At 69.6% G+C, this 23,914-nt stretch carries 23 protein-coding genes and 1 pseudogene; 10 read left to right on the top strand and 14 right to left on the bottom strand.

Annotated features, from left to right (window positions below; translation table 11 throughout):
• Position 1 precedes the first annotated feature (1 nt).
• Positions 2 to 601 carry a recombination mediator RecR gene (gene recR / locus JHW48_RS11205; RefSeq protein WP_119885711.1) on the top strand — a complete coding sequence of 200 codons (600 nt, stop codon included), beginning with the start codon at positions 2 to 4 and terminating at the stop codon, positions 599 to 601.
• Positions 602 to 676: 75 nt separating this feature from the next.
• Here recR and JHW48_RS11210 read toward each other — a convergent pair whose 3' ends face one another.
• The 4 genes from JHW48_RS11210 to JHW48_RS11225 form a co-directional block, all read right to left on the bottom strand.
• Positions 677 to 1,129, bottom strand: a complete 453-nt coding sequence (locus tag JHW48_RS11210) for an Hsp20 family protein (RefSeq protein ID WP_119885710.1) — start codon at positions 1,127 to 1,129, stop codon at positions 677 to 679.
• Between the two features lie 114 nt (positions 1,130 to 1,243).
• Positions 1,244 to 2,539: a glycolate oxidase subunit GlcF gene (glcF, locus tag JHW48_RS11215; protein ID WP_119885709.1), complete on the bottom strand. Its 1,296-nt coding sequence runs from the start codon at positions 2,537 to 2,539 to the stop codon at positions 1,244 to 1,246.
• Positions 2,539 to 3,576: an FAD-binding protein gene (locus JHW48_RS11220; protein ID WP_119885708.1), complete on the bottom strand. Its 1,038-nt coding sequence runs from the start codon at positions 3,574 to 3,576 to the stop codon at positions 2,539 to 2,541. Before JHW48_RS11220 ends, glcF begins: the two co-directional genes overlap by 1 nt.
• Positions 3,566 to 5,026, bottom strand: coding sequence for an FAD-linked oxidase C-terminal domain-containing protein (locus JHW48_RS11225; RefSeq protein ID WP_419182385.1), 1,461 nt, complete (start codon positions 5,024 to 5,026; stop codon positions 3,566 to 3,568). The genes JHW48_RS11220 and JHW48_RS11225 overlap by 11 nt, the downstream gene beginning before the upstream one ends.
• Positions 5,027 to 5,128: 102 nt before the next feature.
• On the opposite strand from JHW48_RS11225, the gene JHW48_RS11230 reads away from it, so the two are divergent.
• Positions 5,129 to 5,890 (top strand): DUF599 domain-containing protein, encoded by a 762-nt coding sequence (locus JHW48_RS11230; protein ID WP_240637789.1) that lies wholly within the window; start codon positions 5,129 to 5,131, stop codon positions 5,888 to 5,890.
• Here JHW48_RS11230 and JHW48_RS11235 read toward each other — a convergent pair.
• Entirely contained in the window at positions 5,808 to 6,995 is a 1,188-nt protein-coding gene (locus JHW48_RS11235) for an MFS transporter (RefSeq protein ID WP_119885707.1), read from the bottom strand. The genes JHW48_RS11230 and JHW48_RS11235 overlap by 83 nt on opposite strands.
• 103 nt (positions 6,996 to 7,098) lie before the next feature.
• Entirely contained in the window at positions 7,099 to 7,497 is a 399-nt protein-coding gene (locus tag JHW48_RS11240; protein WP_119885731.1) for a hypothetical protein, read from the bottom strand.
• A 55-nt stretch (positions 7,498 to 7,552) separates the two neighbouring features.
• Between JHW48_RS11240 and JHW48_RS11245 the strand changes: the two genes are divergently transcribed.
• Positions 7,553 to 8,326, top strand: coding sequence for an alpha/beta fold hydrolase (locus JHW48_RS11245; protein ID WP_119885706.1), 774 nt, complete (start codon positions 7,553 to 7,555; stop codon positions 8,324 to 8,326).
• On the opposite strand, the gene JHW48_RS11250 is transcribed toward JHW48_RS11245, so the two are convergent.
• The 3 genes from JHW48_RS11250 to JHW48_RS11260 form a co-directional block, all read right to left on the bottom strand.
• Entirely contained in the window at positions 8,323 to 8,685 is a 363-nt protein-coding gene (locus JHW48_RS11250) for a cell division protein ZapA (RefSeq protein ID WP_119885705.1), read from the bottom strand. The two genes, JHW48_RS11245 and JHW48_RS11250, sit on opposite strands and share 4 nt — an antisense overlap.
• Position 8,686: 1 nt before the next feature.
• Positions 8,687 to 9,142 carry a hypothetical protein gene (locus JHW48_RS11255; RefSeq protein ID WP_119885704.1) on the bottom strand — a complete coding sequence of 152 codons (456 nt, stop codon included), beginning with the start codon at positions 9,140 to 9,142 and terminating at the stop codon, positions 8,687 to 8,689.
• Between the two features lie 107 nt (positions 9,143 to 9,249).
• On the bottom strand, positions 9,250 to 11,028 hold the full coding sequence (locus tag JHW48_RS11260) for a BCCT family transporter (RefSeq protein ID WP_119885703.1): 1,779 nt from the start codon (positions 11,026 to 11,028) through the stop codon (positions 9,250 to 9,252).
• Positions 11,029 to 11,244: 216 nt separating this feature from the next.
• Between JHW48_RS11260 and hisB the strand changes: the two genes are divergently transcribed.
• From hisB to ade, 3 genes are all read left to right on the top strand, one after another.
• Entirely contained in the window at positions 11,245 to 11,832 is a 588-nt protein-coding gene (gene hisB / locus JHW48_RS11265) for an imidazoleglycerol-phosphate dehydratase HisB (protein ID WP_119885702.1), read from the top strand.
• The gene (gene hisH / locus JHW48_RS11270; protein WP_119885701.1) at positions 11,832 to 12,461 is read left to right on the top strand and encodes an imidazole glycerol phosphate synthase subunit HisH; all 630 of its coding nucleotides are present in this window, start codon (positions 11,832 to 11,834) and stop codon (positions 12,459 to 12,461) included. The genes hisB and hisH overlap by 1 nt, the downstream gene beginning before the upstream one ends.
• 96 nt (positions 12,462 to 12,557) lie before the next feature.
• Entirely contained in the window at positions 12,558 to 14,252 is a 1,695-nt protein-coding gene (gene ade / locus JHW48_RS11275) for an adenine deaminase (protein ID WP_119885700.1), read from the top strand.
• Positions 14,253 to 14,322: 70 nt separating this feature from the next.
• Here the strand turns inward: ade and JHW48_RS11280 are convergent, their stop codons facing one another.
• The gene (locus JHW48_RS11280; RefSeq protein WP_119885699.1) at positions 14,323 to 14,904 is read right to left on the bottom strand and encodes a (d)CMP kinase; all 582 of its coding nucleotides are present in this window, start codon (positions 14,902 to 14,904) and stop codon (positions 14,323 to 14,325) included.
• Between the two features lie 173 nt (positions 14,905 to 15,077).
• On the opposite strand from JHW48_RS11280, the gene JHW48_RS11285 reads away from it, so the two are divergent.
• Complete coding sequence (locus tag JHW48_RS11285; RefSeq protein WP_170152255.1) at positions 15,078 to 15,836, top strand: helix-turn-helix transcriptional regulator; 759 nt, start codon at positions 15,078 to 15,080, stop codon at positions 15,834 to 15,836.
• A gap of 187 nt (positions 15,837 to 16,023) precedes the next feature.
• Here the strand turns inward: JHW48_RS11285 and tsf are convergent, their stop codons facing one another.
• Positions 16,024 to 16,902 (bottom strand): translation elongation factor Ts, encoded by an 879-nt coding sequence (gene tsf / locus JHW48_RS11290; protein ID WP_119885697.1) that lies wholly within the window; start codon positions 16,900 to 16,902, stop codon positions 16,024 to 16,026.
• 83 nt (positions 16,903 to 16,985) lie between these two features.
• Positions 16,986 to 17,765, bottom strand: a complete 780-nt coding sequence (gene rpsB / locus JHW48_RS11295) for a 30S ribosomal protein S2 (RefSeq protein WP_119885696.1) — start codon at positions 17,763 to 17,765, stop codon at positions 16,986 to 16,988.
• Between the two features lie 271 nt (positions 17,766 to 18,036).
• Here rpsB and eda point away from each other — a divergent pair, with 271 nt between their 5' ends.
• Positions 18,037 to 18,675 (top strand): bifunctional 4-hydroxy-2-oxoglutarate aldolase/2-dehydro-3-deoxy-phosphogluconate aldolase, encoded by a 639-nt coding sequence (eda, locus tag JHW48_RS11300; RefSeq protein ID WP_119885695.1) that lies wholly within the window; start codon positions 18,037 to 18,039, stop codon positions 18,673 to 18,675.
• 10 nt (positions 18,676 to 18,685) lie between these two features.
• Positions 18,686 to 19,884, top strand: a pseudogene (locus JHW48_RS11305) (MFS transporter).
• A 6-nt stretch (positions 19,885 to 19,890) separates the two neighbouring features.
• Here the strand turns inward: JHW48_RS11305 and xseA are convergent.
• Positions 19,891 to 21,459 carry an exodeoxyribonuclease VII large subunit gene (gene xseA, locus JHW48_RS11310; protein ID WP_119887662.1) on the bottom strand — a complete coding sequence of 523 codons (1,569 nt, stop codon included), beginning with the start codon at positions 21,457 to 21,459 and terminating at the stop codon, positions 19,891 to 19,893.
• Between the two features lie 62 nt (positions 21,460 to 21,521).
• Here xseA and purD point away from each other — a divergent pair, with 62 nt between their 5' ends.
• On the top strand, positions 21,522 to 22,778 hold the full coding sequence (gene purD / locus JHW48_RS11315) for a phosphoribosylamine--glycine ligase (RefSeq protein WP_119887661.1): 1,257 nt from the start codon (positions 21,522 to 21,524) through the stop codon (positions 22,776 to 22,778).
• Between the two features lie 69 nt (positions 22,779 to 22,847).
• Here purD and JHW48_RS11320 read toward each other — a convergent pair whose 3' ends face one another.
• Complete coding sequence (locus JHW48_RS11320; protein ID WP_119887660.1) at positions 22,848 to 23,867, bottom strand: ribose-phosphate pyrophosphokinase; 1,020 nt, start codon at positions 23,865 to 23,867, stop codon at positions 22,848 to 22,850.
• Positions 23,868 to 23,914 lie beyond the last annotated feature (47 nt).

A 23,914-nucleotide genomic window follows, 5' to 3' on the forward strand; every position in this document is an offset into this window, starting at 1 on the left:
GATGGACCAAGGCGGCGACGACATCCAGGCGCTGATCGCGCTGATGGCCCGGCTGCCGGGCCTCGGGCCGCGTTCCGCGCGCCGCATCGTGCTGCAACTGGTCCAGCGCCGCAGCCAGCAGATGGCCCAGCTGTCCCAGCTGCTGGACCGGGTGGCGCGGAACTCGCGCGAATGCATCGTCTGCGGCAATATCACCGATCGCGACGAATGCGCGATCTGCACCGATCCCGCCCGCGCCACGGGCGAGATCTGCGTGGTCCAGGACGTGGCCGATCTCTGGGCGCTGGAACGGGGCCGGGCCTTCCGCGGCCGCTATCACGTCCTGGGCGGCACCCTCTCGGCGCTGGACGAGGTCGGGCCCGACGATCTGGGCATCCCCGCCCTCTTGGCCCGCATCCACGAGGATCGCATCTCCGAGGTGATCCTGGCGCTGAACGCGACCGTGGACGGCCAGACCACCGCCCATTACATCGCCGATGCGCTGGAGGGGACGAACGTCACAGTGACAGGCCTCGCCCAGGGCGTGCCCATCGGGGGCGAGCTGGACTATCTCGACGACGGCACGATCACCGCCGCCCTGCGCGCCCGCCGCCGCCTTTGACGGAAAAAGGCCGCGTGACGGGGCGCGGCCTCGGGGGGTCCGGGGGGCCTGCCCCCCGGCCGTCGCGGGACGCAATCAGGCGTCCAGTTTCTCGACCTTCGGCGTGGCCTTCGCGATCTCGATCCGGCGGGGCTTCAGGGCCTCGGGGATCTCGCGGATCAGGTCGATATGCAGCATGCCGTCCACATGGCTCGCGCCCTCCACCCGAACATGGTCGGCCAAGGTGAACTTGCGCTCGAAGGCGCGGGTGGCGATGCCGCGATGCAGGAAAGTCCGGCCCTCGTCCTCGTCCGCCTTGCGGGCCGAGACGATGACAGCGCCGTCGCGCATCTCGACATTCAGGTCGTCGGCGGCAAAGCCCGCCACCGCGATCGAGATGCGATAGGCATCCTCGCCGGTCTTCTCGATGTTGTAGGGGGGATAGGTCGTCGTCGCCACATCGGCGGTCATGGCGCGGTCCATGACATCAGCCAGCCGGTCAAAGCCGACCGAGGCACGATAGAGCGGGGTCAGATCGAAATTGCGCATGTCTCACATCCTGTTTCAAGCGATGTTCAGGGTCGCCCCCCGGAACCGGGCGGGCAGGAAACCGACGCCATCATGGCCGCCGGTTCCCTGAATCTAGATCGCCGAAATCCGGTTTCAAGACCCCAAGGCAGGCGGTTTGGGCCCGCCCGTGGCCCAGTCCAGCAGCTCGACCATATGGACCACCGGCACCGCCGTTCCGCCGCCGATCTGCATCATGCAGCCGATATTGCCGGCGGCGATCACCTCGGGCGCGACCGCCTCCAGCGTGGCGACCTTGCGGGCCTTCAGCTCGGATGACAGCGCGGGCTGCAGCAGGTTGTAGGTCCCCGCCGATCCGCAGCACAGATGCGGGTCGGCGGGCTCGACCACCGCAAACCCCATCGCCGCCAGCAGGTCCTTGGGCGCGGCGCGCACCTGCTGGCCATGCTGCAGCGAACAGGCCGAGTGATAGGCGACCCGCATCCCCAGCCCCTGATCGCCCGTCCGGGCGGGCAGGCCCAGCCCGACCAGGAACTCGGTCACGTCACGCGCCAGCCCCGCCACGCGGCGCGCATCGGCCTCGATCGCGTCGCCCTTGAACAGATGCCCGTAATCCTTGATCGTCGTCCCGCAGCCCGAGGTGTTGATGATCACCGCATCCAGCGGCCCGTCCCGCTCGGCCGCCAGCAGGCGGCGGATGCTGTCGCGGGCGCGGGCCTTGCCGTCACCCTCCTGCCCCATATGCAGGGTCAGCGCGCCGCAGCAGCCGAAATCACGCGGAATGACGACCTCGACCCCTGCACGCTGCAGCAGGCGGATGGTGGCGTCATTGATGTCGGTGTTCAGCGCCCGCTGCGCGCAGCCGATCATCAGCGCGACCCGCGCCCGGCGGGTGCCCTCAGCCGGGAAGGTCTGGCCGTCATCATTGCGGCTGACCGGGGGGATCGCCTTGGGTGCCATCTCCAGCATGGCCCTCAGGCGCCGGTCCGGCATCAGCGCCTTGAAGGGCCGCGCGATCCGCGCCCCCATCAGCGCCAGCCGGAACCGCCCCGGATGCGGCAGCACGAATTTCAGGACCCATCGCAGTATCCGGTCCATGGCGGGGCGGCGATAGGTCTGCTCGATATGCTCGCGCGCATGTTCCAGCAGATGCGCGTAATGCACGCCCGAGGGGCAGGTCGTCATGCAGGCCAGGCACCCCAGGCAGCGGTCGATATGGGTGACGGTCTTTGCGTCCGCGGGACGGCCGGATTCCAGCATCTCCTTGATCAGGTAGATGCGGCCGCGGGGGCTGTCCAGCTCGTCCCCCAGCACCTGATAGGTCGGACATGTCGCCGTGCAGAAGCCGCAATGAACACAGGTCCGCAGCACCTTGTTCGACCGCGCGGTCATCGGGTCGGACAGCTGTTCGGGCGAGAAATGGGTCTGCATCAGGCGGGGCTTCCAAAGAGGCCGCGCGGGTCGAAGCGGTCGCGGAGGTCACGCTCCAACCGGGCGGTCAGGGGGTCGGGGGCGGGCAGGATCGCGGGCGCGCTGGTGATCCGGCGGGCATGGCCCGAGAAGGCGGGCAGGTCCGGGGTTTGGCCCTGCGGCAGGGCGACATGGATCAGCGCGCCGCCCCAATCCAGCGAGTGCGGTGCGGGCAGGTGGGTGAGCAGCGCGGGCGCCTCGCTTGGGCGGCAGATGATGCGCCAGGTGTCGCGGTCGGGATCATGGGTATTTGGGCAACAGAGAAGCCATGCCTCGGGATCGCCGTCCCGGACGGTGCCGAAGGATTGCAGGCGCGCGGTCAGGTCGGCGGCGCGGGCCTTGACCGAGGCGGCCAACCCCTCCAGCCGGATCAGTGCGCCGTGGCCGGGCAGCCAGGCCGCGCCCGAGACGTCGAAGGGGCCGCCGAGGGCCGTGGTCAGGGCCGGGATGGACGAAGCGGCGTCGAGATCCGGCAGGGCCAGCGTCACGGTCGCGGGGGGGATGGGGGCGGTGCGGAGGCTGATCTGGGTCAGCGTGCCCAGGGTCCCGCGGCTGCCGGCCAACAGCTTGACCAGGTCATAGCCTGTGACGTTCTTCATCACCCGGCCGCCATTGCTGATGACCTGACCCTGCCCGTCCACGAAGCGCAGGCCCAGCATGGCATCGCGGGCCGCGCCCGCCTGCACCCGGCGCGGGCCACTGGCATTGGTCGCGGCCACGCCGCCGATGGTCGATCCGGGGGCGCCCATCGGTTCGAACCCCAGCATCTGGCCCTCGGCGGCGAGGGTCTGGCGGACCTCCTCCAGCGGGGTGCCGGCGCGGACGACCAAGGTCAGCGCCTCGGGCTCGTAGAGGGTCACGCCGGTCAGGGCGGTCATGTCCAGCCGCGCGGCCTGCCCCTCGCCCGGCCAGAGGCGCGTGGCGCCGCCGGTGATCGACAGGGGGCCGGTCGCGTCGCGGATGATCTGCGCCAGCTGCGCCTCGGTCTCAGGCCGCATCGGCGGGCCGGTTCAGGCGGCGGTCGCGGCGCGGGGCGCTGACATCCAGCGGGAACACCTTGGCCGCATTCAGCAGCCAATGCGGATCGAAAGCGTCCTTGACCAGCATCTGCGCCTCCAGATCGGCGGGGGCGAACTGTTCGGCCATCAGGTCGCGCTTTTCGATGCCGACGCCATGTTCGCCGGTCAGGCAGCCGCCGACCTGGACGCAGAGGCGCAGGATGTCAGCGCCGAGCGCCTCGGCCCGGTCCAGATCGCCGGGGGTGTTGGCGTCATAGATGATCAGCGGGTGCATGTTGCCGTCGCCCGCATGGAAGACGTTCGACACGGCCAGCCCGTATTGCCGCGACAGATCGCCGATGCCCGACAGCACCGTGGGCAGGGCGGTGACGGGGATCGTGCCGTCCAGGCAGATATAGTCGCCCATGCTGCCCATCGCGCCGAAGGCGGATTTCCGTCCCTTCCAGATGCGGGCGGATTCGTCGGCCGAACGGCTCTCGCGGAACGCGACCGGGTCGAAGGTCATGGCGATGTCGCGGATCAGGGCCAGCTGTTCGTCGATCTCGGGGGGGGTGCCCTCGACCTCGACGATCAGCAGCGCCTGACAATCGGGATAGCCGGCGCCCGAGAATTCCTCGGTGGCCTTGATGCAAGGTGCGTCCATGAACTCGATCGCGACGGGGATGATGCCGGCGCGGATGATGGCGGCCACGCAGGCGCCCGCCGTTTCGGCCGCGTCGAACCCGATCAGCGCGGGGCGCGCGCCCGCGGGCTTGGGCAGGATGCGCAGCGTCGCTTCGGTCACGATGCCCAGCTGGCCCTCGGAGCCGCAGATGACGCCCAGCAGGTCCAGCCCCGGCCCCTCGCCCATCGGGCCGCCCAGATCGACGACGGACCCGTCCATCAGCACGACCCGCGCGCCCAGCAGGTTGTTGGTGGTGACCCCGTATTTCAGACAATGCGCCCCGCCCGAATTCATCGCGATATTGCCGCCGATGGCGCAGGCCAGCTGGCTGGACGGATCGGGCGCATAGAAGAAGCCCAGCCCGTCCACCGCGCCCGAGACCGACAGGTTCGTGCGCCCCGCCTGGACGCGGATCAGCCGATCCTCGGGCGCGATCTCCAGCACCTCGGTCATGCGCGACAGGCCGATCACGACCGCGTCCTGGGTGGGCATCGACCCGCCCGCCAGGCTGGTGCCCGCGCCGCGCGGCACGACCGGCACGCGCAGGTCGTGGCACAGGCGCAAGAGGCGCGCGACCTCCTCGGTCGATCGGGGCAGCACCACGGCCAGCGGCGCGCAGCGATAGGCCGACAGCGCGTCGCATTCATAGGCCCGCGTCTCGGCCGGGTCGTCGATCACCGCGCCGGGCAGCGCCGCGCGCAGGGCCTCGACGATGGCGCCGCGCCGGGCCAGAACGGCCGCATCTGGCTGAGGCAGCTGGATCATGGCATCCTCCCCCTTTGTGACGGCGCATCCCCCCGCGCCTTCCCGACCCTAGGCGCGGACGCCCCCCTTTACAAGGCGTTCCGCCGCCGCAGAGAGAGACCGATGACGCTGGAGATGCTCTGGAACGCCCGCCTGGCCCTGACCGACCTGATCGCGGTGGGGCTGCTTTTCGCGGCCTGGCTGCTGGTCGGCTGGCTGACGGAAAGCCCGCCTGCGGGGCGGCCCTCGGTCTCGGTGCTGATGACGCGGTTCCGGCGCGAATGGATGCGGCAGTTCGTGGGGCGCGACAACCGCATCTTCGACGGCAACATCCTGGCCAGCCTGCGCGAGGGGACGGCCTTCTTCGCCAGCGCCTGCATGATCGCGACGGGCGGCCTGCTGGCGCTGATCGGCAATGGAGAAAGGCTGCGCGGCATCGTGCGCGACCTGGACATCGACGGCATCGCGGGCACCGGATACGAGATGCGCCTGCTGGTCACGATGTTCTTCGTGGTCAATGCCTTCCTGAAATTTGTCTGGGCGCATCGGCTGTTCGGCTATTGCGCGGTGACGATGGCATCGGTGCCGAACCTGCCCGACGATCCGGTGGCGATGCAGCGCGCCATGCAGGCGGCGGATCTGAACATCACCGCGGCGCGGAACTTCAATGCGGGGCTGCGCAGCGTCTATTTCGCGCTTGGGTCGCTGACCTGGCTGGCCGGACCTTGGGGGCTGGTCGCGGGGACGGGGGTGGTGCTGTTCGTGACGCTGAGGCGCGAATTCGCCTCGACCTCGCGCCAGGTCATCCTGCGGTCGCTGCCGCCGCCGTCGATCTCTGTTCCTGTCGGACGGCCAGCGCCAGAACGACCGCACCCAGGGCCGTAAGCGCGACGCCCACCAGCCCCGGCGCCCGCCAGCCCCAGCCCGCCGCCAAGGCCAGCCCCGCCAGGAACGGGCCAAGCGCATTGGCCGCGTTGAAGGCCGCGTGGTTCATCGCGGCGGCCATGTTCTGCGCGCGGCCCGCCACATCCATCAGCCGCGTCTGCAGCGGGATGACCAGCCCCGCCCCCGCCGCGATCAGAAAGGATGACAGCACCATCATCGGCCAGTCGCCCACCGCCCAAGCCGCGAAGCCCTGCGTCGCGGCCATCGCGGCCAGGCTGGCAAAGGCCGCGCGATCCACGCCCAGCACCTCGGTCAGGCGGCCCGCCCCCCAGGTGCCCAAGGTGCCGCCGATCCCGAAGACCGCCAGCGTCGCGGGCACGACCCAGCCCGGCGCATCCGTCGTGGCCAGGATCGCCGCCGTCAGGAAGGCATAGACCGCGAACAGCCCGCCGAAGCCGATCGCCCCCACCGCCAGCACCCACAGCACGCGCGGATTGCGCAGCGCGGCCAGCTCGTCCCAAGGCCGCGCATGGGGATTGCCGCCGACCCGCGGCGCCCATCGCAGGATCAGCCAGGCCGAGACCAGCGCGATCACCCCGGGCAGGGCGAAGCCCCACCGCCAGCCGATCGCCTGCCCCATCCAGCCCGCCAGCGGCACGCCGAAGATATTGGCCACCGTCAGCCCCAGCATCACCCGCGCCGCCCCCCGCGCCCGCTGCCCCGCAGGCAGCGCATCCGCCGCATAGAGCATCGCGACCCCCAGAAACCCGCCATGCGGCAGCCCGGCCAGGAACCGCATCCCCGTCAGCGAGGCCAGCCCCGGCATCGCCGCCGCCGCCAGGTTCACGATGCCGTAGAACGCCATCAGCGCCGCCAGGAACCGCCTGCGCGGCAGCCTCGCGCCCATGATCGTGGTCAGCGGCGCGCCGACCACGACGCCCAAGGCATAGGCGCTGATGACATGGCCCGCCTGCGGCTCGGTCAGGCCCAGATCGGCGGCAAAGAAGGGCAGCAGCCCCATCGCCGCGAATTCCGACGTGCCGATCGCAAAGGCCCCCAAGGCCAAGGCCAGGATGGCGGTGCGGTGATCGGCGGCTCGGGTCATCGGATCGGTCCTTGCGGAAGGGGCATGTTAGCCCTCACATCAGCTTGACCGCGGCTTGGCAAGGCCTGGGCGGGCAAGCCTGCCTTGCATCATCTGCAAGGCGTTACAGCCAGCCCCGCTGCAGCGCGATCCAGACCGCGCCCGCCCCCAGCAGCAGCATCGCCAGCATCAGCCGCGCCGCCAGCCCGGTCGCGCGGCCCTGCCAGCGGGTCAGCGCCCCCATCGGCCGCAGATGCGCGACCAGCGCGGCGTGATCGCGCGCCAAGGCCGCCGCGGGCAGCTGGCGCGCGATGCGGGGCTGATGCGCCCATTGCTGGGCCCGGGCCAGCCGCGCGGCGCGGCGGCGCAGCCGGGCGGGCAGCGCCGCGCCCCGTCGTTGCAGCATCACCGACAGGTCCGGCGATTCGCCCCGCGCGACGCCGCCCATGCGCGATGCGATCAGCTCCGCGACCTCCTGGGCCATGGCGGGAATGTCGGAAAAGCAGGGCTTTCGGCGCGTCATCGGGGCAGGATAGTCGGGATGGAACCGCCGCGCCAGACGCCGTAAGCTGGCCGCCATGAAGCTGCATCACATCCAGACCGGGCCGCAGGACGGCCTGCCGATCCTGCTGGTCCACGGCCTCTATGGCCAAGGCCGCAACCTGGGCGCCCAGGCCCGCCGCCTGTCGCAGACGCGCCGCGTCGTGACGGTGGACCTGCGCAATCACGGCGACAGCCCGCATGACGACCGCGCCGACTATCGGGCGCTGGCCGATGACCTGGGCGGGCTGATCGACGATCTGGGCGGGCGGGTGGACCTGGTCGGCCATTCCATGGGCGGCAAGGCCGCGATGGCCCTGGCCCTGACGCGCCCGCAGGCGGTGCGGCGGCTGGTCGTCATGGATATCGCGCCCATCGCCTATGCCCATGACCAGACCCGCTATATCGACGCGATGGAGGCGCTGGACACGACCGCCATCACCCGCCGCAGCCAGGCCGATGCCGCGCTGGCCGATGCGGTGCCCGATGCGGGGACGCGCGCCTTCCTGCTGCAGAACCTGGACCTGAAGGCCGATCCGCCGGTCTGGCGGCTGAACCTGGGGGCCCTGCGCGCGGCCATGCCCGCAATCGTGGGCTGGCCCGACGACCTGCCGCAGGGGACCTTCGACGGCCCGGTCATGGCGCTGCGCGGCGCGCGGTCCGATTATGTCGGCCCGGATGGCGAGGCCGCGCTGCGCGCCGTCTTTCCCCAAGCGCGCATCGTCACGCTGAAAGATGCGGGGCATTGGCTGCATGCCGACGCCCCCGAGGCCGTGGCCGAGACCTTGGCCGCCTTTCTGGGCGAGGCCTAGGCGCCGCGCTGCTCCTCCAGCCGGTCGGCCAGCGATTCGGCGCGGGCGGCCAGCTCGGCCATCGCCTCGCGCAGGTCCGGCGGGATCACCGGCACCTCGACCCGGGGCGGGTTCTGCTGCAGGCGCGTGACCTGGCGTTCGGCCCGGTCGGCGCGTTCCTCCAGCGTGGCGAAGCGGTCGGCCAGCATCAGCCCCGCCAGCAGCAGCAGGCGCGGCTCGGGGACACGGCCCGCCTGTTCCAGGATCTGGCGCGCCTCGGCATCCAGGATCTGGGCGGCCCGTTCCAGCAGGCGTTCCTCGCCATCGGCAGCGCCGACGCGGTATTCCTTGTGTCCGATGGTGAACTCGACTTCGGCCATGTCAGCGTTCCTCGGTCCGGGGGGTGTCGCCGTCATCGGGCAGACCGCCCGCATCGCCCTGCAATTCCTGCGCCATCGCGGCATCGGGTTCGGCATCGATGGCGGGGGGATCCTCGGCCAGCAGACGCTCCAGCTCGGCCATGATCTCGCTCATCTGGGTCATCTCGGCGGCGCGGGCGGCGCGCAGGGCCGACAGTTCAGCCTCCAGCGCGGCGCGGGCCTCGTCGGGGCCGATGCCGCCGGTCTGCTGGGCCTCCAGCAGGTCGCGATTGGCGGCGATCAGATCCTCGTTCGCGGCGGACAGGCGGGCGGCCTGTTCGGTCGCGGCGTCCAGCCGCGCCTGCAGGTTGTCCAGGCCGGGGGCATGGTCCGGTTGCGGCGCGGGCCGGTCCAGCAGCTGGTCCAGACGGTCCAGAGCGGCGCTGAGCCGGCGTTCGCTGGCGGTGATGTCGCTCATCTGCGGGGTCCTTCGGTGGCGGTTTTGACGGTTTTCGCACCCGTGGGCCCCCATGACAAGCGCAGGGACGGGCGCGGGCGGCGAAACCGCCCGCACCCAAGGGCCGGTCAGGCCAGTTCGCGCCGTTCCGCGATCAGGCCCTTGACCAGCGCATAGCAGGCCCCCAGCAGCACCACGGTGAAGGGCAGCCCGGTCGAGACCGCCATCGCCTGCAGCGCGATCAGCCCGCCGCCCAGCAGCAGGGCGATGGCCACGGCGCCCTCGATCCCCACCCAGAAGATGCGCTGCGGCACGGGCGCGTTGATCTTGCCGCCCGCCGCGATCGTGTCGATCACCAGCGATCCGCTGTCCGAGGAGGTGATGAAGAACACCACCACCAGCACGATCCCCACAAAGCTGGTGATCGCGGCCAAGGGCAGCTGGTTCAGCATCTGGAACAGCTCCAGCTCCAGCGGGGCGTCCAGGATGCCGGTATAGCCGCCCAGGGTGATGTCGATGGCCGTGCCGCCAAGCGCCGTCATCCACAGGACCGAGATCAGCGAGGGCACGATCAGCACCGCCGTCAGGAACTGGCGCACGGTGCGGCCGCGCGACACGCGGGCGATGAACATGCCCACGAAGGGCGACCAGCTGATCCACCATGCCCAATAGAACGCCGTCCAGCCTTGGCGGAAATTGTCGTCATCGCGCCCGAAGGGGTTGGACAGCGGCAGCAGCTCGGTCGCATAGGCGCCCAGATTGGCAAAGAAGCCGGTCAGGATTGCCATGGTCGGCCCCACCACGATCACGAAGATCAGCAGCAGGACGGCCAGCCCCATGTTCAGCTCGGACAGGCGCTTGACGCCCTTTTCCACGCCGACGACGACCGACACGGCCGCGACCAGCGTGATCGCCACGATCAGCACGACCTTTGTGACATTGCCGTCGCCCAGCCCGAACAGGAAGGCCAGCCCGGCCGTCGCCTGTTCCGCCCCCAGCCCCAGCGAGGTCGCGAGGCCAAAGGTCGTGGCCAGCACCGCCAGGATGTCGATGACATGGCCCGGCCAGCCCCAGATCCGTTCCCCGAAGATCGGATAGAAGACGCTGCGCAGGGTCAGCGGCAGCCCCTTGTTATAGGCGAACAGCGCCAGCGCCAGCGCGACCACCGCATAGATCGCCCAAGGGTGCAGGCCCCAGTGAAAGATCGTGGCGGCCATGCCCAGGCGGCGGGCCTCCTCGGCATTGCCCTCGGCGCCGCCCAGGGGGGCCCAGTCGGTGCGCAGCCCGCCTTCGGTGACGGTGCCGCCCATCGCGGCCTCGAAATGGCCCAGCGGCTCGCTGACGCCATAGAACATCAGCCCGATCCCCATGCCCGCGGCAAAAAGCATCGCGAACCAGCCCGTCAGGTTGAAGTCCGGCGTGGCATCCGGCCCGCCCAGGCGCACCGAGCCCAGGGGCGAGACGATCAGCCCCAGGCAGAGCAGCACGAAGACGTTGCCCGCCAGCATGAAGAACCAGTCCAGGTTCCCCGTCAGCGCGTCGCGCAGCCCGGAGAAGGCGGGCTCCAGCTGGCCCGGGAACATCAGCGTGACGATGGTGAAGATCACCACCGCAGCGGCCGATATCCCGAAGACCGGGTTGTGGATGTCATAGGGCACGCGTCCGGTGCCCTCGATATTGTCCTGACCGATGGTGTATTCGGTGTCGATGATCTCGGTCGGGCCCTCCGGCTCCGGCAGCGGCTCGACCCCCTCCTCCTCGACGGGCAGCGGCGGGGGTGGAGGCGGCGCCTTCGCGGCCTTTCCGGGCGGAATGCGTCCACGCAGCGCGTCTTCCTCGCGCGCGCGGTCGCGGGCGGGATCGCGGGCGGGATCGCGGGCGGGTCGGTCCTTGGGTGGCTGTGACATCTGTCCCTTTCAGATTATGTCCGGTTCGGGGTGCAGTCCCGGCCATCCTGCGGCCGGGTTGACTGTTCTCTCACGAATTCGTCAGAAAGGCCACCGGGGCGCCGAAAGTTCCCTGCCCCGCCCGCGCCGCATCCGCTTGGCTGCGCGGTCGGGCGGCCCTATAAGGCGGCCCTGTGAGGCGGCCCCAATAAGGCAGCCCGACGGAAAGGACATCCCATGCGCAAGGCCACGATCACCCGCAAGACCGCCGAGACCGCGATCGAGGTCACGCTGAACCTCGACGGCACGGGGGTCTATGACAACCGCACGGGGGTCGGGTTCTTCGATCACATGCTGGACCAGCTGTCGCGCCATTCTCTGATCGACATGACCATCCGGGCAACGGGCGATCTGCATATCGACGATCACCACACGGTCGAGGATACGGGCATCGCCATCGGCCAGGCCCTGGTCGCGGCACTGGGCGACAAGACCGGCATCCGTCGTTATGGCAGCTTCCTTCTGGCGATGGACGATTCGCTGATCCGCTGCGCGCTGGATCTGTCGGCACGGCCCTTCCTGGTCTGGAACGTCGATTTCCCGTCCGAAAAGATCGGCAGCTTCGACACCGAACTGGTGCGCGAATTCTTCCAAGCCCTGTCCACCCATGGCGGCATCACGCTGCATGTCGACCGCATCCACGGGCTGAACAGCCACCACATCGCCGAGGCCGCCTTCAAATCCGTCGCCCGCGCCCTGCGCGAGGCGGTCGAGCCCGACCCCCGCATGGCGGGCGTCCTGCCCTCGACCAAGGGGGCGCTGTGATGCGCGTCGCCCTGATCGACTATGACAGCGGCAACCTCCATTCCGCCGAAAAGGCCTTCCAGCTGATGGGCCGCGACGCGGATGCCCAGGTGGTGGTCACCTCGGACCCCGATGTGGCGGCACGCGCCGACCGCATCGTGCTGCCCGGCGACGGGGCCTTTCCGGCCTGCCGCACGGCCCTGGGCCAGGTCGACGGCATGGCCGAGGCCCTGCGCGAGGCCGTGCTGACCCGCGGCGTCCCCTTCCTGGGGATCTGCGTCGGCATGCAGATGCTGGCCACCACAGGCCATGAATACCGCGAGACCCCCGGCCTCGACTGGATCGGCGGCCAGATCCAGGCCATCGCGGCGCCTGGCCTCAAGGTCCCGCATATGGGCTGGAACGACTTGGTGATCGACCGGCCGCACCCGGTCCTCGACGGCATCGCGACCGGCGATCACGCCTATTTCGTCCACAGCTGGCAATTCCAGGTCGATGATCCCGCGCATCTTCTAGCCCATGTCGACTATGGTGGCCCGGTCACCGCCGTGGTCGGGCGCGACAACATCCTGGGCACCCAGTTCCACCCGGAGAAATCCCAGGCCGTCGGCCTGCGCCTGATCTCGAACTTCCTGCGCTGGACCCCCTAGCGGCCTCTCCGTTGCGCAAATACCCTCGGGGGTGAATGGGCCACCGGCCCAGAGGGGGCGGAAGCCCCCTTCCCCACCCATCCGCCGGAGGCACCCATGGACGACCTCGAACGCCGCATCGCCACCGCCCGCGGCGACGCACCCGCAGACATCGTCCTGCGCGGCGGCCAGATCTTCGACCTGATCACCGGCACGATGATCACGGGCGACGTCGCCATCTGCGGCGACCGCATCGCGGGCATCGGCAGCCATGACGGTGCGCGCATCATCGACGTGACCGGCCTGACCCTGGTCCCCGGTTTCATCGACACGCATCTGCATGTCGAAAGCAGCCTCGTCACCCCGCATGAATTCGACCGCTGCGTGACGCCCCGCGGCATCACCACCGCCATCTGCGACCCGCACGAGATCGCGAACGTCATCGGCCTCGATGGCATCCGCTGGTTCCAGCAGGCCTCGGAGCATCTGCTGATGGACCTGCGCGTCCAGCTCTCCTCCTGCGTCCCCTCCACCGACATGGAGACCTCGGGCGCCCGGATCGAGGCCCAGGACCTGGCCCAGGTGATGAACCACCCCTCGGCCATCGGCCTGGCCGAGTTCATGAACTATCCCGCCGTGATCCACCGCGACCCCGTCGCCATGGCCAAGCTGCGCCTCTTCGCCGGCGGCCATGTCGACGGCCACTGCCCGCAACTGACCGGCGCCGATCTCGACGCCTATATCGCCGCCGGCATCCGCACCGAACACGAGGCCACCACCGCAGCCGAGGCGCTGGAAAAGCTGCGCAAGGGGATGCGCGTGCTGATCCGCGAAGGCTCGGTCAGCAAGGACCTGGACGCGCTGGCGCCCATCCTGACCGACGTGACCAGCCCCTATCTCTGCCTCTGCACCGATGACCGCAACCCGCTGGACATCGCCGAACACGGGCACCTCGACTATATGATTCGCCGCCTGATCGCGCTCGGCACATCACCGCTGGCGGCCTATCGCGCGGCATCCCTCTCCGCGGCCGAGGCCTTCGGCCTCAAGGATCGCGGGCTGATCGCCCCCGGCCTGCGCGCCGACATCGTGGCCATCGACAGCCTGCAGGGGTGCCACGCGAAACTGGTCCTGGCCGGCGGGCGCGTGGTCGATGACGCAGCCTTCGCGGCACGCCCCCCCCTTGCCCCGGTTGGCCGCGCCTCGGTCCGCGCCCCCCAGGTCACCGCGCAGGACTTCCGCAGCCCCGGCAACCGCACCGAGACACCGGTCATCGGCATCCTCGACGGCAAGATCATCACCGAACACCTCACGGTCGAGATCGCCCCCCAAGACGGCGACAAGCGCCCCGAACCGACCCGCGACCTGGGCCGCATCGCGGTGATCGAACGCCACGGCAAGAACGGCAACATCGCCACGGGCTTCGTGCGCGGCTTCGGGCTTTCGCGCGGGGCGATCGCCTCGACCTTCTGCCATGACCATCACAACATCGCGGTCGTGGGCGTGGATTACGACGACATGGCCTTGGCCGCGAACCGCCTCACTGCGCTCGAGGGCGGCTTCGTCGTCGCCTGCGAGGGCCGCATCCTGGCCGAACTGCCCCTTCCCGTCGCGGGCCTCATGAGCCTCGCGCCCTTCGAACAGGTCCGCGACGACCTGATCCGCCTGCGCCAGGCCGCAGCCAGCCTCGACACCCCGCTGGAGGAGCCGTTCCTGCAACTGGCCTTCCTGGCCCTCCCCGTGATCCCCGCGCTGAAGATCACCGATCGCGGCATGGTCGACGTGACCCGGTTCGAGATCATCGCCCCCTGAGCCCTTCTCCGTTGCCCAAATACCCGCGGGGGTGACGGGCCGGCACGGCCCGGAGGGGGCGGCAGCCCCCTTACCGCGCCCGCTCGACCAGCGCGATGGCCCGGGCCACGGCATCCTCGATGCTCAGCGCGCTGGTATCCAGAACCACCGCATCATCCGCCGGACGCAGCGGCGCCGCGGCGCGCTGGCTGTCGCGCAGGTCGCGCTCGCGCAGCTGGGCCAGCATCTCGTCCGGATCGGCGCCCAGCTCGGCCGCGCGCCGCGCCGCCCGTACTTCGTCGGATGCCACGACATAGAGCTTCACCGCAGCCCCCGGGCAAATGACCGTGCCGATGTCGCGCCCGTCCAGGACCGCGCCCGGCGCCTGCTCCGCAAAGCGGCGCTGAAAATCGACCAAGGCCGCGCGCACCTCGGGGATCGCGGCGATGCGGCTGGCGGCCTGGCCCGCCTCGGCGCTGCGCAAGTCGTCGCGCGCCAGATCGGCCGGGGTCAGGCCGCGCGCCGCCGCGACCGGGTCGCCCCCCTTGGCCCCCGTCGCACGATAGAGCATCCCGGTATCCAGATGATGAAACCCGAAATGTCCGGCCAAGGCGCGGGCGATGGTGCCCTTGCCCGATGCGGCCGGTCCGTCGATGGCGATGATGAAGGCCATGGCACCCCTGCTTTCCGGTGAATCCGACGCCCCGTCCTTGGCATGACCGGGCAGCCCAGGTCCAGATGCCCGCCCCCATTCCACAGCAGTTTCGGCACTTTCCCCCTTGGCAAATCCCGCGGGCCGTCATCCTATACATCTTTATGACGTGTATTTGAGCGCTTACTTCTATGTTGTCAGGTTTCATCGAACGCCTTCTGGATGCCGCGACCGTCCCCGAAATCCGCCAGATCTATCTGGATGCCGTCGCCGCGATGGGCTTCGACCATGCCCTTTACGCGGCGCGCTTCATGCTCAGCGTGCCGCGGGGGCTGCTGCGCGACAATCCCGTCGTCTTCACCACCCTGTCGGACGACCTGATCGCGCGTGCCCAGCAACTGGATGATCTGGACAACGACCCCTGGGTCACGTGGGTGCTGCAGAATGACGGCGACATCAGCGCGCGCGACCTGCAGGCGCGGATGGGCCAGGCCTCGCCCTCGCTGGCGCTGGCCACGCAGGCGGGGCTGGGCCAGGCCCAGATCATCAGCCTGCGCGACAAGGTGCTGCACAGCGTGGGCGCGGTGATCCTGTTTCCCGGCCGCGGCACCGGGCCCTGCGCCCATGACCGGCTCTGGGCCACCAAGGGGCGCGAGGCGCGGGTCCTGTCCTGGGTGATGCACATGCGCATCGCCACGATGCAGCGCACCCCGCCCCCCGCCACCCTGACCCCCCGCCAGCGCGAGGTCCTGGGCTGGCGCTCCGCCGGCAAGACCGTGGGCGAGATCGCGATGATCCTGGGCATCACCCCCGCCACGGTCGAAAAGCACATGCGCCTGGCGCGCGAGGCCTTGGGGGTCGAGACCACGTCCCAGGCCGTGCTGAAGGCGCATGTGACCGATCAACTCTTTGCGTCGCGCATGCCCAGCATGCCCTTCAAGCTGCAAGGGTAGGGTTTTCCTCCGTTTCGCTCGGACCCCAACCTGCGTCACATCACCCCGTTCCGTGAGTGGTGACACGCAAGTGTCAGGAACAGGCGGTGCCTGCCTTGTTGCCTTGGCAGGTACCGCCCCCAAAGGGTCCCGCCACGAAAAATGCCGGCCCTTTCGGACCGGCATTCGTCTTTGGCAGAGGCTGGGATCAGGCGCCGGACAGGGTCTTGGCGACCTCGGCTGCGAAATCCTCTTCCTTCTTCTCGATGCCTTCGCCGACGGCGACGCGGGCAAAGCCTTTGATCGTCGCGCCCTGCTCCTTGGCGGCCTCGGCCACGGTCAGGTCGGGGTTGATGACGAACTTCTGGCCGGTCAGCGTGACCTCCTCGAAGAACTTCTTCATCCGGCCCTCGATCATCTTCTCGATGACGGCCTCGGGCTTGCCCGATTCGCGGGCCTGCTCGGTCAGGACCTGCTTCTCGCGCTCGACCAGGGCCTGGTCCAGGTCGTTCTCGTCCAGCGAGGCGGGCGAGGTCGCGGCGACATGCATCGCGATCTGGCGGCCGATTTCCTCGTTGCCGCCGTCCAGGCCGACCAGCACGCCGATCTTGCCCATGCCGTCGGCGGCCGCGTTGTGGACGTAATGCACCACGGTCGGCGCGGTCACGACGACCATGCGGCGCAGCGACATGTTCTCGCCGATCTTGGCGATGGCGTCGGTCAGGATCTCCGAGACCGGCTTGCCGTCGATCTGTTCGTTCTTCAGCGCCTCGACATCGTCCACGTTCAGCGCGGCCTGCGCGATCTTGCGGACCATGGCCTGGAATTCCTCGTTCTTGCCGACGAAGTCGGTTTCCGAGTTCACCTCGACCGCGACGCCCTTGCCGGGCTTGACGGCGACGGCCACCAGGCCTTCGGCGGCCACGCGGCCGGATTTCTTGGCGGCCTTGGCCAGACCCTTGGTGCGCAGCCAGTCGATGGCCGCTTCCATGTCGCCGTCGGTTTCGGTCAGGGCCTTCTTGGCGTCCATCATGCCTGCGCCGGTGGTCTCGCGCAGTTCCTTCACCATCGCTGCGGTGATTGCCATATCCGTCTCCTCTGATGTCAACGCGTCAGGCGGGGCTTATCCCCGCCTGACGACAATTCCGTGAAAGCCTTGGGCGGCGGGGATCAGGCCTCGGCCTTTTCCTCGGTCGCGGGCTCGTCCAGCAGCTCTTCGGGGGCATCCGACAGCGAGCCCAAGTCGACGCCGGCGGCGCCCATCTGCGCGGACATGCCGTCCAGCGCGGCACGGCTGGCCAGGTCGCAATAGAGCGCGATGGCGCGCGCCGCGTCATCGTTGCCCGGGATGATGTAGTCCACGCCATCGGGCGAGCAGTTGGTGTCGACCACGGCCACGACCGGGATGCCCAGCTTCTTGGCTTCCAGGATGGCCAGGTCTTCCTTGTTCACGTCGATGACGAACAGCAGGTCGGGAAGGCCGCCCATGTCGCGGATGCCGCCCAGCGAGGCCTGCAGTTTGGTCTGCTCGCGCTCCAGCTGCAGACGCTCCTTCTTGGTCAGGCCTTCGGCGCCGCCGGCCATGGTCTCGTCGATCGCCTTCAGGCGGTTGATCGACTGGCTGACGGTCTTCCAGTTGGTCAGCGTGCCGCCCAGCCAACGGTGGTTCATGTAGAACTGCGCGGATTTCTCGGCGGCCTCGGCCACGGCCTTCTGGGCCTGGCGCTTGGTGCCGACGAACAGCACGCGGCCGCCCTTGGCGACGGTGTCGCGGATGACGGTCAGCGCCTGGTCCAGCATCGGCACGGTCTGGGTCAGGTCCAGGATGTGGATGCCGTTGCGGTCGCCATAGATGAACTCGCCCATGCGGGGGTTCCAGCGCTGCGTCTGGTGGCCATAGTGAACGCCAGCTTCCAAGAGCTGACGCAGCGAGAATTCGGGAAGCGCCATAACGTGTTCCTTTCCGGTTTGCGCCTTGGCAGGGGATCTCAGGGCGGATGCCCCAACCGGTGGACCTTTTGCGGATGTCTCCCGCAAGGGCCCGCCCCTGCCTGTGAAGTCCGTGCGCCATAGCGCCAGTTTCCGCCGCGCGCAAGGGGAAAGGCCGCGACACGGGGCGGGATAGCGATAACATCAGCCCTGCCGGGGGTTTGGTTGGGCTTGCATCGCGCGGGGCTTTGCGGTCAGGTCGGGGGTGAAATCCCCTGCCCGAAGGTGTGCCATGACCCCCGCTGCCCAGTCCCAGAAGACCAAAGCCCTGTGCCGGCTGGCCCCGGTCATCCCGGTCATCGTCATCAAGGACGCGGCCCATGGCGCGGATCTGGCGCGCAGCCTGGTCGCGGGCGGGCTGCCGGTCCTTGAGGTGACGCTGCGATCCGATGCGGCGCTGGACGCGATCCGCGCGATGTCGCGGGTCGAGGGCGGCCATGTCGGCGCGGGGACCGTCCTGACGCCCGACGACGCGAAACGCGCGCGCGATGCGGGGGCGACCTTCGCCGTCTCGCCCGGTCTGACCGACCGCCTGATTGCCGCCTGCGAGGAGATCGGCCTGCCCCTGCTGCCCGGCGCCGTCACCGCGTCCGAGGTGATGCGGGCCTCCGACGCGGGCTTTGACATGCTGAAATTCTTTCCGGCCGAGGCCGTGGGCGGCGCGCTCGCGCTGAAATCGCTGGCGGGCCCCCTGCCCCGCGTCAGCTTCTGCCCGACGGGCGGGGTGACCCCGCAGAACGCGGGCAGCTATCTGTCCCTGCCCAACGTCGTCTGCGTCGGCGGCAGCTGGATCGTCACGGATGCCGACATGGCCTCCGGCAACTGGCAGGCCATCGAGGATCGCGCGCGTCAGGCCTCCGCCCTGGCATGACCGAACTGGCATGACCGATCTGGCCCGCGCGCGGCGCAACGTCACCGTCCTGGTCCTGGCCCAGGCCGTGCTGGGCGCGCAGATGTCGATCATCTTCATCATCGGGGCGCTGGCGGGCCAGGTGCTGTCGCCGCATCCCTGCCTGGTGACGCTGCCCCTGTCGATGATCATCCTGGGATCGGCCCTGTCGGCGCGGCCCTTGGCCCGGTTCATGCAGGCGCGGGCCGGCAGGCGGGGTTCCTGCTGGCGGTGCTGGCTGGGGGGCTGGGGGCGGCGGTCTCGGCCTCGGGGCTGTGGATCGGGTCCTTCTGGCTGTACATGGCCGGATCGGCGCTGACCGGGGTCTATATGGCCGCGCAGGGGTTCTATCGTTTCGCGGCGACGGATGTGGCACCCGCGGATTACGCGCCCAAGGCGATATCCTGGGTGATGGCGGGCGGGCTGGCGGCGGCGATCATCGGTCCGGCCATCGTGCGCATGACCAGCGACCTGACCGCGGTGCCCTTCCTTGCGACCTATCTGGCGGTGATCGGGCTGAACCTGGCGGGGCCGTTCCTCTTCGCCTTCCTGGACATCCCGCGCCCGCCCGCCGTCTCGGCCGACGGGGATGGCGGACGGCCGATGGGCTGGATCCTGCGCGAGCCCACGATCCTGGTCGCGATGATCTGCGGCATGGTCTCCTATGCGCTGATGAACTTGGTGATGACCTCGACGCCTCTGGCGGTGGTGGGCTGCGGATATGCGACCTCGGACGCGGCCAATATCGTCAGCGCGCATGTACTGGCCATGTTCGCGCCCAGCTTCGTCACCGGGCACCTGATCGCGCGCTTCGGCGCGCCGCGGATCGTGGGGGCGGGGCTGACCATCCTGGGGCTGGCCGGGGCGGTGGCGCTGACCGGCGTGGATCTGGGCCAGTTCTACCTGTCGCTGATCCTGCTGGGGGTGGGCTGGAACTTCGGCTATATCGGCGCGACGGCCATGCTGACCCGCGCCCACAGCCCGCAGGAGCAGGGCCGCGTCCAGGGCATGAACGATTTCGTCGTCTTCACCGGCGTCTTCCTGGCCTCGCTGTCATCGGGCGGGCTGATGAATTGCGCGGGCGGGTCGGTGGTGGCCGGGTGGAACGCGGTGAACCTGGCGATGCTGCCCTTCCTGGTGCTGGCGGGCGGGGCGCTGATCTGGCTGCGGATGCGCCCGCAGCCAGCGTGATGTGGGTCAGAGCAGGGATTTCTGCTCTGGCGCAGGCTTGGCGCGCCTGGCCCGCGGGGCCACGGGCCGCGCCTCGGTCGCGCCATCGGCGAATTCCACCCGGAACTGGGGGGTGACCCCGGCCTTGGCCGCGCTGGTGATCAGCCCGTCGGGACCGTGGACCACGGCAAATCCGCGCTTCAGCGTCTCGTGGTAACCCAAGGTCAGGCGCATCCGGTCCAGCCGCTCCAATCGGTCCTTGCGGGCCTGCAGGATGCGGCCTTGGGCGGCGCTCAGGCGGCGGGTCAGATCCGCCAGGCGCGCGCCCTGCTGGTCGATCGCGCGCCGTGTCGTGGCGGTCACCCGCGCCAGCGAGCGGTCCAGCCGTTCCTGCATCTGGGCCAGCCTGTCGCGCGGGCGTTCCAGCCGCCGCAGCCGGGCCTGATCCAGCCGCGCCGCCGCGCGGTCCAGCCCGTGGCGCTTGGCCTGGGTGAACTGGCGCAGCGTCGCCGCCGGGATCGGGCGCGAGGCCAGCCGGTGCCGCCGCGTCTGGACCAGCTGGCGCAGCGCGGGCTCCAGCCGGGCGCCGAAGATGTCCAGCCGCTGGCGCGGCCCCTCGACCAGGGCGGCGGGACGGCCCATCGCGCGGGCCAGGTCCTGCAGGCGCTGGCGCGGCCGCTGGATCGCCAGCGCGCTGGATCGCGCCATCCGGGCCGAGGCCTCGGCCAGCCGCGCGGCCAGATCGGCGCGGACGGGCACGGCCATCTCGGCCGCGGCGGTGGGGGTGGGGGCTCGGCGATCGGCGGCAAAGTCGATCAGCGTCGTGTCCGTCTCGTGCCCCACGGCCGAGATCAACGGGATCGCACTGTCCGCCGCGGCGCGCACGACGATCTCCTCGTTGAAGCCCCAGAGGTCCTCAAGGCTGCCGCCGCCACGGGCCACGATGATCAGGTCGGGCCGCGGGACCGCGCCCCCCGGTTGCAGATCGTTGAAGCCGCGGATCGCCGCCGCCACCTGCCCCGCGCAGGCCTGGCCCTGCACCGCGACCGGCCAGATCAGCACATGGGTCGGAAAGCGGTCGCGCAACCGGTGCAGGATGTCGCGGATCACCGCACCCGAGGGCGAGGTCACCACCCCGATCACCCGCGGCAGCGCGGGCAGCGGCCGCTTGCGGTCCTGATCGAACAGCCCTTCGGCTGCCAGCGCCTTGCGACGCTTCTCCAGCATCGCCATCAGCGCGCCGGCGCCCGCAGGCTCGATCTGATCAACGATCATCTGGTATTTCGACTGGCCCGGAAAGGTCGTCAGCCGCCCGGTGGCGATGACCTCCATCCCCTCCTCGGGGCGCTGCGCCAGGCGGGCGGCCTGGCCCTTCCAGGTCACCGCGGCCAGCACCGCCCGGTCGTCCTTGAGATCGAAATAGAGATGCCCGGACCCCGGCCGCGAGACACGCCCGATCTCGGCCCGCACGCGGACGCGGCCGAACTGGTCCTCGATGCTGCGCTTTACCGCGCCGGACAGTTCCGACACGGTGAATTCATGCGCGTTGCTGCCCGCCTCGGGGCCCTCGTCCATGTCGTCGTCCAACAGATCCATGCGTCTTGTTCCCTTGTCCGGGCCAGACTAGAACGCCGCAAGATCAAGCGAAAGGGCGGCAGATGAATATCCTGATCCTGGGCGGCGGCGGGCGCGAACATGCGCTGGCCTGGGCGATCCGGCAGAACCCGAAATGCGACCGGCTGATCGTCGCACGGGGCAATGCGGGCATCGCTGGCGTCGCGGAATGCGCCGATCTGGACATCCTTTCGCGCGCCGACGTGCTGGAATTCGCCCAAGGCAATGCCATCGACTTCGTGATCATCGGCCCCGAGGCGCCCCTGGCGGCGGGCGTGTCCGACGCGCTGCGGGATGCCGGCTTCCTGGTCTTCGGCCCGTCGCAGGCCGCCGCCCAGCTCGAGGCCTCCAAGGCCTTCACCAAGGAGATCTGCGATGCCTGCGGCGCCCCCACCGCGGCCTGGGCGCGCTTCGACACGGCCGGCCCCGCGCGCGATTACGTCACAGCCCAAGGCGCGCCCATCGTCATCAAGGCCGACGGTCTGGCGGCGGGCAAGGGCGTCACCGTGGCCGAGACCCTCGATCAGGCGCTCGCTGCCATCGACGCGATCTTCGACGGCGAATTCGGCGACACCTCGGTCGTGATCGAGGAGTTCATGGCGGGCGAGGAGGCCAGCTTCTTCATCCTCTCGGACGGGACCGACTGCCTGCCCATCGGCACGGCCCAGGACCACAAGCGCGTGGGCGACGGCGATACCGGTCCCAATACCGGCGGCATGGGCGCCTACAGCCCCGCCCCGGTGCTGACGCAGGCCATCCAGGACCAGGTGATGGACCGGATCGTGCGCCCCACCATCGCCACGATGGCCGACAGGGGCATGCCGTTCCAAGGCATCCTCTATGCCGGGCTGATGATCCAGGACGGTCAGGCGCGGCTGGTCGAATACAATGTCCGCTTCGGCGATCCCGAATGCCAGGTGCTGATGATGCGGCTCGGCGCGCAGGCCCTCGACCTGCTCCTGGCCTGCGCCGAGGGGCGGCTGGCCCAGGCCGCCGTCACCTGGGCCGATGATCACGCCCTGACCGTGGTCATGGCCGCCGAGGGCTATCCCGGCGCCTATGAAAAAGGCAGCCGGATCAACAATCTGGACCGTCTTCCTGAAACCAGCTTCCAGATGACCTTCCACGCAGGCACCGCCACGCGCGACGGCGCGATCATCGCCACCGGAGGCCGGGTCCTGGCCTGCACCGGCCGCGGCGCCACCTTGGCCGAGGCCCATGCCCGCGCCTATGCCCTGGTCGACGGCATCGACTGGCCGCAGGGCTTCTGCCGCCGCGACATCGGCTGGCGCGCGCTCTGACGCAAGAAGCCGACCCACACCGGGCCGGCTTCTCCGTTGTCCAAATACCCCCGCCGGAGGCGGACCCGCTCAGCCCGTCGAATAAAGGCCCTCATAGATCGGCAGCAGCGTGTCCGTCTCGAACAGGCTGGAGACCGAGGTGCCGTTCCAGATGTTCAGCACGGCCTGGGCGAACATCGGCGCGGTCGGCACGATGCGGATGTTCGATGCCGCCTTCACGGCCTCGGTGGGCTGGATCGAATCGGTGATGACCAGCGATTTCATGACCGATTTCTCGACCCGCTCGACCGCCGGGCCGGACAGCACGCCATGACTGATATAGGAATGCACCTCGGTCGCGCCATTGTCGACCAGCAGCTGCGCCGCCTTGCACAGCGTGCCGGCCGTGTCGCAGATGTCGTCCACGATGATGCAGGCCTTGCCCGCCACATCGCCGATCACGGTCATCTCGGCGACCTCGCCCGCCTTCTCGCGGCGCTTGTCGACAATGGCCAGGGGCGCGCCGATCCGCGTCGCCAGTTCGCGCGCGCGGGCCACGCCGCCCACATCGGGCGACACGACCATCAGATCGCCCATCCGCCCCTTGAAATGATGCTGCACGTCCAGCGCAAAGACCGGCGCCGCATAGAGGTTGTCCACCGGAATGTCGAAGAACCCTTGGATCTGCGCCGCATGCAGGTCCAGCGTCAGCACCCGGTCGATGCCCGCATTGGTCAGCAGGTTCGCGACCAGCTTGGCGGTGATCGGCGTGCGGGCCTTGGCGCGGCGGTCCTGGCGGGCATAGCCGAAATAGGGGATCACGGCGGTGATGCGCGCGGCCGAGGACCGTTTCAGCGCATCGACCATGATCAGCAGTTCCATCAGGTTGTCATTGGCCGGGTTCGAGGTCGGCTGGATGATGTACATGTCCTCGCCGCGGACATTCTCATAGACCTCGACGAAGATCTCGGCATCGTTGAACCGCTCGACCCGCGCATCCAGCAGGTTCACGCTCATGCCGCGATGCATGGACATGCGCCGCGCGATGGATTGCGCCAGCGGGCGGTTGGCATTGCCGGAGATCAGCTTGGGTTCGGTCATGACGGGCATGGGGGCTTGGCCTTTGGCGGTTGCGTCAGATTGCGGCTGCCTTAGCA

Origin of the sequence: Paracoccus aestuarii (genome assembly GCF_028553885.1) — a bacterium.
Lineage (GTDB): Bacteria > Pseudomonadota > Alphaproteobacteria > Rhodobacterales > Rhodobacteraceae > Paracoccus > Paracoccus aestuarii.

Bases quoted from the DNA above. Each gene is read 5' to 3' on its own strand.
- recR (WP_119885711.1), top strand. From the start codon at position 2: ATGGACCAAGGCGGCGACGACATCCAGGCGCTGATCGCGCTGATGGCC.
- JHW48_RS11210 (WP_119885710.1), bottom strand. From the start codon at position 1,129: ATGCGCAATTTCGATCTGACCCCGCTCTATCGTGCCTCGGTCGGCTTT.
- glcF (WP_119885709.1), bottom strand. From the start codon at position 2,539: ATGCAGACCCATTTCTCGCCCGAACAGCTGTCCGACCCGATGACCGCG.
- JHW48_RS11220 (WP_119885708.1), bottom strand. From the start codon at position 3,576: ATGCGGCCTGAGACCGAGGCGCAGCTGGCGCAGATCATCCGCGACGCG.
- JHW48_RS11225 (WP_419182385.1), bottom strand. From the start codon at position 5,026: ATGATCCAGCTGCCTCAGCCAGATGCGGCCGTTCTGGCCCGGCGCGGC.
- JHW48_RS11230 (WP_240637789.1), top strand. From the start codon at position 5,129: ATGACGCTGGAGATGCTCTGGAACGCCCGCCTGGCCCTGACCGACCTG.
- JHW48_RS11235 (WP_119885707.1), bottom strand. From the start codon at position 6,995: ATGACCCGAGCCGCCGATCACCGCACCGCCATCCTGGCCTTGGCCTTG.
- JHW48_RS11240 (WP_119885731.1), bottom strand. From the start codon at position 7,497: ATGACGCGCCGAAAGCCCTGCTTTTCCGACATTCCCGCCATGGCCCAG.
- JHW48_RS11245 (WP_119885706.1), top strand. From the start codon at position 7,553: ATGAAGCTGCATCACATCCAGACCGGGCCGCAGGACGGCCTGCCGATC.
- JHW48_RS11250 (WP_119885705.1), bottom strand. From the start codon at position 8,685: ATGGCCGAAGTCGAGTTCACCATCGGACACAAGGAATACCGCGTCGGC.
- JHW48_RS11255 (WP_119885704.1), bottom strand. From the start codon at position 9,142: ATGAGCGACATCACCGCCAGCGAACGCCGGCTCAGCGCCGCTCTGGAC.
- JHW48_RS11260 (WP_119885703.1), bottom strand. From the start codon at position 11,028: ATGTCACAGCCACCCAAGGACCGACCCGCCCGCGATCCCGCCCGCGAT.
- hisB (WP_119885702.1), top strand. From the start codon at position 11,245: ATGCGCAAGGCCACGATCACCCGCAAGACCGCCGAGACCGCGATCGAG.
- hisH (WP_119885701.1), top strand. From the start codon at position 11,832: ATGCGCGTCGCCCTGATCGACTATGACAGCGGCAACCTCCATTCCGCC.
- ade (WP_119885700.1), top strand. From the start codon at position 12,558: ATGGACGACCTCGAACGCCGCATCGCCACCGCCCGCGGCGACGCACCC.
- JHW48_RS11280 (WP_119885699.1), bottom strand. From the start codon at position 14,904: ATGGCCTTCATCATCGCCATCGACGGACCGGCCGCATCGGGCAAGGGC.
- tsf (WP_119885697.1), bottom strand. From the start codon at position 16,902: ATGGCAATCACCGCAGCGATGGTGAAGGAACTGCGCGAGACCACCGGC.
- rpsB (WP_119885696.1), bottom strand. From the start codon at position 17,765: ATGGCGCTTCCCGAATTCTCGCTGCGTCAGCTCTTGGAAGCTGGCGTT.
- eda (WP_119885695.1), top strand. From the start codon at position 18,037: ATGACCCCCGCTGCCCAGTCCCAGAAGACCAAAGCCCTGTGCCGGCTG.
- xseA (WP_119887662.1), bottom strand. From the start codon at position 21,459: ATGGATCTGTTGGACGACGACATGGACGAGGGCCCCGAGGCGGGCAGC.
- purD (WP_119887661.1), top strand. From the start codon at position 21,522: ATGAATATCCTGATCCTGGGCGGCGGCGGGCGCGAACATGCGCTGGCC.
- JHW48_RS11320 (WP_119887660.1), bottom strand. From the start codon at position 23,867: ATGCCCGTCATGACCGAACCCAAGCTGATCTCCGGCAATGCCAACCGC.